This window comes from Streptococcus oralis subsp. dentisani (assembly GCF_003944205.1).
GTDB lineage: Bacteria > Bacillota > Bacilli > Lactobacillales > Streptococcaceae > Streptococcus > Streptococcus oralis_BH.
Genome location: NZ_RJPH01000008.1, coordinates 85,378 through 95,035, shown reverse-complemented (window position 1 = coordinate 95,035; position 9,658 = coordinate 85,378). Strand labels below are relative to the sequence as shown.

Sequence of the window (9,658 nt, the reverse complement as noted above, 5' to 3'; positions counted from 1 at the left end):
TTCAGCATCAGTATCTGCAAGTCAATCAGCTAGCGCATCAGTATCTGCAAGCCAAAGCACTTCAGCATCAGTATCTGCAAGCCAAAGCGCTTCAGCATCAGTAAGCTCAAGTCAATCAGCTTCAGCATCTGTATCAGCTAGCCAAAGCGCTTCAGCATCTGTATCAGCTAGCCAATCAACTAGCGCATCAGTATCTGCAAGCCAATCAGCTTCAGCATCAGTATCTGCAAGTCAATCAGCTTCAGCATCTGTATCAGCTAGTCAATCAGCTTCAGCATCAGTATCTGCAAGTGAATCAGCTAGCGCATCAGTATCTACAAGCCAATCAGCTTCAGCATCAGTATCTGCAAGTCAATCAGCTAGCGCATCAGTATCTGCAAGTCAATCAGCTAGCGCATCAGCAAGCACAAGCTTGAGTAACAGCGTGTCTGCTTCAATTAGTGCATCTGAATCAGCAAGCACAAGCACTTCAGCATCAGTATCTGCAAGTCAAAGCGCTTCAGCATCTGTATCAGCTAGCCAATCAACTAGCGCATCAGTATCTGCAAGCCAATCAGCTTCAGCGTCAGTATCTGCAAGTGAATCAGCTTCAGCATCAGTAAGCNCAAGCCAATCAGCTTCAGCATCAGTATCTGCAAGTGAATCAGCTTCAGCCTCAGTATCTGCAAGCCAATCAGCTTCAGCCTCAGTATCAGCTAGTCAATCAACTTCAGCATCTGTATCAGCAAGCCAATCAGCTTCAGCGTCAGTATCTGCAAGTGAATCAACTTCAGCATCAGTAAGCNCAAGCCAATCAACTAGCGCATCAGTATCTGCAAGCCAATCAGCTTCAGCGTCAGTATCAGCAAGCCAATCAGCTTCAGCATCAGTATCTGCAAGTCAATCAGCTAGCGCATCAGTATCTGCAAGCCAAAGCACTTCAGCCTCAGTATCTGCAAGCCAATCAGCTTCAGCGTCAGTATCTGCAAGTGAATCAGCTTCAGCCTCAGTATCTGCAAGTCAAAGCGCTTCAGCCTCAGTATCTGCAAGCCAATCAGCTTCAGCGTCAGTATCTGCAAGTGAATCAGCTTCAGCCTCAGTAAGCTCAAGCCAATCAGCTTCAGCATCAGTATCTGCAAGTGAATCAGCTTCAGCCTCAGTATCTGCAAGCCAATCAGCTTCAGCATCAGTATCAGCTAGTCAATCAACTTCAGCATCTGTATCAGCAAGCCAATCAGCTTCAGCGTCAGTATCTGCAAGTGAATCAACTTCAGCATCAGTAAGCTCAAGCTTGAGCAACAGCGTATCTGCCTCAATCAGTGCTAGCCAATCAGCAAGCACAAGCTTGAGNAACAGNGTNTCTGCCTCAATCAGTGCTAGCCAATCAGCAAGCACAAGCATGAGCAACAGCGTATCTGCATCAATTAGTGCTTCAGTATCAGCAAGTACAAGCTTGAGCAACAGCGTGTCTGCCTCAATCAGTGCTAGCCAATCAGTAAGCACAAGCTTGAGCAACAGCGTGTCAGCCTCAATCAGTGCTAGCCAATCAGCAAGCACAAGCTTGAGCAACAGNGTGTCTGCCTCAATCAGTGCTAGCCAATCAGCAAGCACAAGCATGAGCAACAGCGTGTCAGCTTCAATCAGTGCATCTGAATCAGCAAGCACAAGCTTGAGTAACAGCGTATCTGCATCAATTAGTGCTAGCCACTCAGTAAGCACAAGCATGAGCAACAGCGTATCAGCTTCAATTAGTGCATCTGAATCAGCAAGCACAAGCTTGAGCAATAGCGTGTCTGCATCAATTAGTGCATCTGAATCAGCAAGCACAAGCTTGAGCAACAGCGTGTCTGCTTCAATTAGTGCATCTGAATCAGCAAGCACAAGCTTGAGCAACAGCGTGTCTGCCTCAATCAGTGCTAGCCAATCAGCAAGCACAAGCTTGAGCAACAGCGTGTCTGCTTCAATTAGTGCATCTGAATCAGCAAGCACAAGCTTGAGCAACAGCGTGTCTGCCTCAATCAGTGCTAGCCAATCAGCAAGCACAAGCTTGAGTAACAGCGTATCTGCATCAATTAGTGCTAGCCACTCATTAAGCACAAGCATGAGCAACAGCGTATCAGCGTCAATCAGTGCAAGTCAATCAGCAAGCACAAGCATGAGCAACAGCGTATCTGCATCAATTAGTGCTTCAGTATCAGCAAGTACAAGCTTGAGCAACAGCGTGTCTGCCTCAATCAGTGCTAGCCAATCAGTAAGCACAAGCTTGAGCAACAGCGTGTCAGCCTCAATCAGTGCTAGCCAATCAGCAAGCACAAGCTTGAGCAACAGTGTGTCTGCCTCAATCAGTGCTAGCCAATCAGCAAGCACAAGCTTGAGCAACAGCGTATCTGCCTCAATCAGTGCATCTGAATCAGCAAGTACAAGCTTGAGCAACAGCGTGTCTGCCTCAATCAGTGCATCTGAATCAGCAAGCACAAGCATGAGCAACAGCGTGTCTGCCTCAATCAGTGCGAGCCAATCAGCAAGCACAAGCTTGAGCAACAGCGTGTCTGCTTCAATCAGTGCGAGCCAATCAGCAAGCACAAGCTTGAGTAACAGCGTGTCTGCCTCAATCAGTGCTAGCCAATCAGNAAGCACAAGCTTGAGCAACAGCGTGTCAGCCTCAATCAGTGCTAGCCAATCAGCAAGCACAAGCTTGAGCAACAGNGTGTCTGCCTCAATCAGTGCTAGCCAATCAGCAAGTACAAGCATGAGCAACAGCGTGTCAGCTTCAATCAGTGCATCTGAATCAGCAAGTACAAGCTTGAGCAACAGCGTATCTGCTTCAATCAGTGCATCTGAATCAGCAAGCACAAGCTTGAGCAACAGCGTATCTGCTTCAATTAGTGCTAGCCAATCAGCAAGCACAAGCATGAGCAACAGCGTGTCTGCTTCAATTAGTGCATCTGAATCAGCAAGCAACAACTCAAGTAGTACTTCAGTTTCAACAAGTACTTCAGTAAGCTTGAGTAACAGCGTAAGCACATCTACATCACTTAGCAATAGCGTTTCAAGTAGTTTGAGTACAAGTGCGTCACAACAATCTAACTCATTCAGCTATAGTAAGGGTGAGCCAACAAGCGAATCTAAGCCAGAGTTTAACCTTCCTAGCTACCTTGAATCTGTAAGTGCAAGTGAGTCAGTTTCACTCAGCAAGTCAGTAAGCGTATCATTGAGCGATAGTACTTCAGCCTCAATCAGCGCAAGTGAGTCAGTCTCAACAAGTACAAGCTTGAGTGACAGCATTTCTGCATCAATCAGTGCAAGCAACAACTCAGGTAGCGGTTCAGGTTCAACAAGCACAAGCAATGGTTCAGCTAGTCAATCAGCTAGCGCATCAGTATCAGCAAGTCAAAGCACTTCAGCATCTGTATCAGCTAGCCAATCAGCTTCAGCTTCAATCAGTGCAAGCAACAACTCAGGTAGCGGTTCAGGTTCAACAAGTACAAGCAATGGTTCAGGCGATGCCTCAACTTCAGCAAGTACTTCAGCAAGCTTGAGCGATAGTGCAAGTACCTCAGCTAGCTTGTCTGACAGTGCTTCAATCTCAAGTGCATTGAACCACTCACAAGCTCCTGCACAACAACCTGCTGGACCAGGACGTTCAAACGGTAGAAAACTTCCAAATACAGGAACTGCAAGTAACCAATTTGCTGGTCTTGGATTAGGAGTAGCTGCCTTGGCAACTGCCTCTCTTCTTGGCAAGAAGAAGAAATCAGCAGCTTCTGAAATGGATTTAGAAGACTAAGTCCCAGAAATCGACTAAAATGAAATTGTTGATATCATTTTAGCGATGAAAACAAAAACCCCGGATAGCTCAAGGCTATCTGGGGTTTTTGGGCTTTTTGTCAACTGTAGAGAGTGACATCTAATTAAGCATGAGAGAGAATCAGATTGGTTCTCTCTTTTCTAACATTCAAAGTGACGAGAACTATCACTCTAAATTTTTGAAATTTTGAAAATCAAATACTAGACATCTTATATTCTTGCTGATTGCTTTTAACTAATGGCGAAGTTCACCAGAACAAGTCAACGTCTGGCTGTCAATCTCACAAGGTGCTAAAGTTTTCCTGAAAGTTTGAGGATAAAAGGCTTTATTATAGCGCGACTGAGATGTTGGAATATGTGAAATTTATTCAGTATATTTTTGGTATTTTGAAGTAGTGTGATGATGGGGATCTGGCTGTTAAATCTGTCCGCAGTGAACCGCTTTCACTTGTTCCTGAACTTTCTCTAAGGCGTTTGTAGAAGTAGTATTTGGTGGGTGATTGCTCTTTTTTGCTTCGTTTTTCGTGGAAATTTAAATTTTTAATGATTCTTAATCTTGCTTGAAAATCCAAGGGATTTCTTCAAAAATTCACACAAAACTCTTCAATTTGGGTTTGTGGAAATCGGTTTTTTATGATAGAATATTAAGGAATGTATGTCATTCGATAAACAAATTTAATGAGGTAAAAACATGGAAATCATGACCATTGCGATTGTTGTTTTTGCCGTCATCATTGGTTTAGTCATTGGATATGTCAGCATCTCAGCTAAGATGAAATCATCTCAAGAGGCTGCAGAGTTGATGCTTCTAAATGCTGAACAAGAAGCAACTAATTTACGAGGACAAGCTGAGCGCGAAGCGGATTTACTGCTAAATGAAGCCAAGAGCGAAAGCAAGTCTCTTAAAAAAGAAGCACTATTGGAGGCCAAAGAGGAAGCCAGAAAATACCGTGAAGAAGTGGACGCTGAATTTAAGTCAGAACGTCAGGAGCTCAAGCAAATTGAAAGTCGTTTGACGGAGAGAGCTACGAGCCTTGACCGAAAAGACGACAATTTGACGAACAAAGAAAAAACACTTGAACAAAAAGAACAAAGTATTTCTGATAGAGCAAAAAACCTTGATGCACGTGAAGAGCAATTAGAGGAAGTCGAAAGACAAAAAGAAGCTGAACTTGAACGTATCAGTTCTCTTTCCCAAACTGAGGCTCGAGATATTATCTTGGCTCAGACAGAGGAAAACTTGACCAAGGAAATTGCTAGCCGCATTCGTGAGGCTGAGCAAGAAGTGAAGGAACGTTCAGACAAGATTGCGAAAGATATCTTGGTTCAGGCTATGCAGCGTATCGCTGGTGACTATGTCGCAGAGTCAACCAACTCGACAGTCCATCTCCCAGATGACACGATGAAAGGTCGCATTATCGGACGTGAAGGTCGCAATATTCGTACCTTTGAAAGTTTGACAGGGGTTGATGTCATTATCGACGATACGCCAGAAGTGGTAACCTTGTCAGGATTTGACCCGATTCGTCGTGAAATTGCTCGTATGACCATGGAAATGTTACTCAAGGATGGCCGTATCCACCCAGCTCGTATCGAGGAGTTGGTGGAGAAAAACCGTCAGGAGATTGACAATAAAATCCGTGAATATGGTGAGGCTGCTGCCTATGAGATTGGTGCTCCAAACCTTCATCCAGACTTGATGAAGATCATGGGACGCTTGCAGTTCCGTACTTCATATGGACAAAATGTCTTGCGTCATTCGATTGAGGTTGCTAAGTTATCTGGTATCATCGCCAGTGAACTTGGTGAAAATGCAGCTCTTGCCCGTCGTGCTGGATTCCTTCACGACATCGGGAAAGCTATTGACCGCGAGGTTGAAGGTAGCCACGTTGAGATTGGTACGGAATTGGCTCGTAAGTACAAGGAACACCCAGTTGTGGTGAATACGATTGCTAGCCACCACGGTGATGTCGAAGCCGAAAGCGTCATTGCAGTGATTGTTGCTGCAGCAGATGCCTTGAGTGCAGCGCGTCCAGGTGCTCGGAGTGAATCTCTTGAAAGCTACATCAAGCGTCTCCATGATTTGGAAGAAATCGCTAATAGCTTTGAAGGAGTGCAAAATAGCTTTGCTCTTCAAGCAGGACGTGAAATCCGTATCATGGTTAATCCAGGACAAATCAAAGACGACAAAGTCACAATCTTGGCTCACAAAGTTCGTGAGAAAATTGAAAATAATCTCGATTACCCAGGAAATATCAAGGTAACCGTGATCCGTGAACTTCGTGCAGTAGATTATGCTAAATAAATAAGAAAGAGCAGTTGAAAAATTACTGCTTTTTTGTTACACTAGATAGAAAGACTGTAGAAGGATAACTGACGCTATCATCAGTATCCGAGAGAAATTTTACTTTATTTCACAGACTAACTAAAGGAGACATAATGGCAGACCGAGGCTTGCTAATCGTTTTTTCTGGTCCTTCAGGAGTTGGGAAAGGAACGGTTAGAAGAGAGATTTTTGAGAGTTCTGAGAATCAATTTCAATACTCTGTATCGATGACGACGCGTGCGCAACGTCCTGGTGAAGTGGATGGAGTGGACTATTTCTTCCGTACTCGTGAAGAGTTTGAAGAGCTGATCCGTCAAGGTCAGATGTTGGAATATGCAGAATATGTCGGTAACTACTATGGAACTCCTTTGACCTATGTCAACGAAACCCTAGACAAGGGAATCGATGTCTTTCTTGAGATTGAAGTCCAAGGAGCTCTTCAGGTTAAGAAAAAGGTTCCAGATGCTGTCTTTATCTTTCTAACGCCACCAGATTTGGATGAATTGCAAGATCGTTTGGTAGGTCGTGGAACAGATAGCGCTGAAGTGATTGCCCAACGAATCGAAAAAGCCAAGGAAGAAATTGCCCTCATGCGGGAGTATGATTATGCCATTGTCAACGATCAGGTGCCCCTCGCTGCTGAACGTGTCAAGCGTGTGATCGAAGCAGAACACTTCCGTGTGGACCGTGTCATTGGTCACTACCAGGAGATGTTGCCAAAATCTCCAACTACTCGATAAACTATAGGAAACAGGTACAAGCAAATGATGTTAAAACCCTCTATCGATACCTTGCTAGACAAGGTGCCATCAAAATATTCACTCGTAATCTTGGAAGCAAAGCGTGCCCACGAACTAGAAGCAGGTGCGCCAGCAACTCAAGAGTTTAAGTCTGAAAAATCAACTCTTCGTGCTTTGGAAGAAATCGAGTCAGGAAATGTAACCATTCACCCAGATCCAGAAGGAAAACGTGAAGCGGTTCGTCGTCGTATCGAAGAAGAAAAACGCCGCAAAGAAGAAGAAGAAAAGAAAATCAAAGAGCAAATTGCTAAAGAAAAAGAAGATGGTGAAAAAATTTAAGGTTGGGGGGACTCAATCTTATTTTTTCTATTGCAAGAATTTACTGACAAGAAGGAGGTGAGAAGATGGTTATCGCAAAGATTATCGTGGATGTTCCCCTGATGCAGACGGACCAGCCCTACAGTTACAAGATCCCAGAGGAATTTGTAGAGATGTTGGAAGTCGGTATGCGAGTTCATGTCCCCTTCGGCAAGGGCAATCGTTTGATTCAAGGAATTGTGCTTGGCTTGGAATCCCAGTCGGATGAAGAAGTGGCTGATCAGGGCTTGAAAGAAATTGCGGAGGTGCTGGATTTTTCTCCGGTTCTCACTCAAGAGCAACTCTGGCTAGCTGAGGAGCTACGCAAGTCCGTCTTTTCTTACAAAATCTCCATCCTAAAAGCCATGTTGCCAGGATTTTTAAACTCCAGTTATGATAAGATTCTCTACCCTCTGGAAGGTCTAAGCCAGGCAGACCGAGAGCGTTTGTTTGGTTCAGAAGATTCGCTAGCCTTTTCTTCTCTAGACCTTGCCAAACAGGCAGAAATGATGCGATTGACCAGGAAAGGTCTGCTCCGTTTAGAATACCAGGCAGTCGATCAAAAGAAGGTCAAAACCCAGTCTTGGTATGAGGTTGATGCTACTCAGCTAGAGCGAATTGAGATTTCTGCGCGTGCCAAGAAAAAAGCAGAGCTGAGAGACAATTTGCTAGCTCATCCTGAGAATGCTTCCTTGGCTAGCTTGTTAGAATCCTACTCACGGGAGCAAGTCAACTTTTTTGTGGATCAAGGGGCTCTAACCCTAGTCCAAAAGGAAGTGCAACGATCAGCTGCTTATTTCGAAGGCATCGAAGCCAGTACACCTTTGGAGTTGAATCCTGAACAAAGACAGGCGCGTGATGCCGTTGTCAGTGCTATTGGCAGTCAACAGCCTCCTTTCCTCCTTCAAGGAATTACAGGAAGTGGGAAAACGGAGGTTTACTTGCAGATTATCCAAGGAGCCTTGGATAAGGGTAAGACGGCCATTTTGCTGGTACCTGAGATTTCCCTGACGCCACAGATGACGGAACGTTTTATTGCCCGATTTGGTGAGAAAGTAGCCATTCTCCACTCAGGCCTTTCCAATGGTGAAAAGTACGACGAATGGCGCAAGGTTGAGCGCGGAGATGCCCAAGTTGTTGTTGGCGCTCGATCAGCTATCTTTGCTCCGCTTAAAAATCTAGGTGTCATAATTATCGACGAAGAGCATGAAGCCAGCTACAAGCAAGACAGCAATCCCCGTTATCATGCTAGAGAGGTCGCCATTTTACGGGCCCAGTACAATCAAGCAACCCTAGTCCTTGGTTCGGCAACACCGAGCTTAGAGAGTCGTGCGCGGGCTGGAAAAGGCGTCTATCAACACTTACGTCTGACCCAACGGGCCAATCCTTTAGCCACTATTCCTGAGGTTCAAGTGATTGACTTTCGGGACTATATCGGGCAGAATGAGACGTCAAACTTTACGCCTCCTTTGCTAGAGGCCATCCAAGACCGTTTGGATAAAAAAGAGCAGGTAGTCCTCATGCTCAACCGTCGGGGTTATTCTAGCTTTGTTATGTGTCGGGAGTGTGGGACGGTGGATGCTTGTCCCAACTGCGATATTTCCTTGACTCTTCACATGGATACTAAGACCATGAACTGCCATTACTGTGGCTTTTCCAAGGGAATTCCTCATGTCTGTCCCAACTGTCAGAGTCGCAGCATTCGCTACTACGGGACGGGGACTCAGAAAGCCTATGATGAGCTAGCAGAGCTCTTTCCTCAGGCTCGCATTCTGCGGATGGATGTGGATACGACTCGCAAGAAAGGTAGTCACCAAGCTCTTCTTGAGCAGTTTGGCCGAGGGGAAGCAGATATCTTGTTGGGAACTCAGATGATTGCCAAGGGCTTGGATTTTCCAAATGTGACCCTAGTCGGAGTGCTCAATGCGGATACGGCCCTAAACTTGCCTGATTTCCGTTCTTCTGAGAGAACCTTCCAACTCTTAACTCAGGTGGCAGGACGGGCAGGTCGTGCGGAAAAAGCTGGGCAGGTCTTGATTCAGTCATACAATCCTGAGCACTATGCCATTCGTTTTGCCAAGGAACAGGACTATGAAGGTTTTTACGCCTATGAAATGAGTATTAGGCGTCAACTAGGCTATCCGCCTTATTATTTCACTATTGGGATTACTCTCTCTCACAAGAAAGAAGAAGAGGTTGTCAAACGTGCCTATGAAGTTATGGGAATTTTGCGCTCAGGTTTATCGGAAACTAGTAAAATCCTTGGACCAACGCCAAAACCCATCGCCCGTACCCACAACCTTTATCATTACCAGATTTTGATTAAATACCGTTTAGAAGATGAACTAGGACCAACCCTCAATCGAGTTTTGGCCTTGACTCAAGAACGGGAAAATAGCGAGCTTCGTCTCAGTATTGACCATGAGCCGCAACAATTTTTATAAGAAGG

Annotated in this window: 5 protein-coding genes; all 5 read left to right on the top strand. The window is 45.2% G+C overall.

Features of this window, described 5'->3' with window-relative positions:
- Positions 1-1,378 precede the first annotated feature (1,378 nt).
- The 5 genes from D8805_RS10420 to D8805_RS06780 all read left to right on the top strand — a co-directional run bounded on the left by D8805_RS10420 (position 1,379) and on the right by D8805_RS06780 (position 9,653).
- On the top strand, positions 1,379-3,766 hold the full coding sequence (locus D8805_RS10420; RefSeq protein ID WP_457920973.1) for an LPXTG cell wall anchor domain-containing protein: 2,388 nt from the start codon (positions 1,379-1,381) through the stop codon (positions 3,764-3,766).
- A gap of 711 nt (positions 3,767-4,477) precedes the next feature.
- Positions 4,478-6,091, top strand: a complete 1,614-nt coding sequence (locus tag D8805_RS06795; protein ID WP_000404954.1) for a ribonuclease Y — start codon at positions 4,478-4,480, stop codon at positions 6,089-6,091.
- Between the two features lie 134 nt (positions 6,092-6,225).
- On the top strand, positions 6,226-6,852 hold the full coding sequence (gene gmk / locus D8805_RS06790; RefSeq protein WP_000775041.1) for a guanylate kinase: 627 nt from the start codon (positions 6,226-6,228) through the stop codon (positions 6,850-6,852).
- 24 nt (positions 6,853-6,876) lie between these two features.
- Complete coding sequence (rpoZ, locus tag D8805_RS06785; protein ID WP_049501135.1) at positions 6,877-7,191, top strand: DNA-directed RNA polymerase subunit omega; 315 nt, start codon at positions 6,877-6,879, stop codon at positions 7,189-7,191.
- 65 nt (positions 7,192-7,256) lie between these two features.
- Complete coding sequence (locus D8805_RS06780; protein ID WP_125416394.1) at positions 7,257-9,653, top strand: primosomal protein N'; 2,397 nt, start codon at positions 7,257-7,259, stop codon at positions 9,651-9,653.
- Positions 9,654-9,658: the final 5 nt, after the last annotated feature.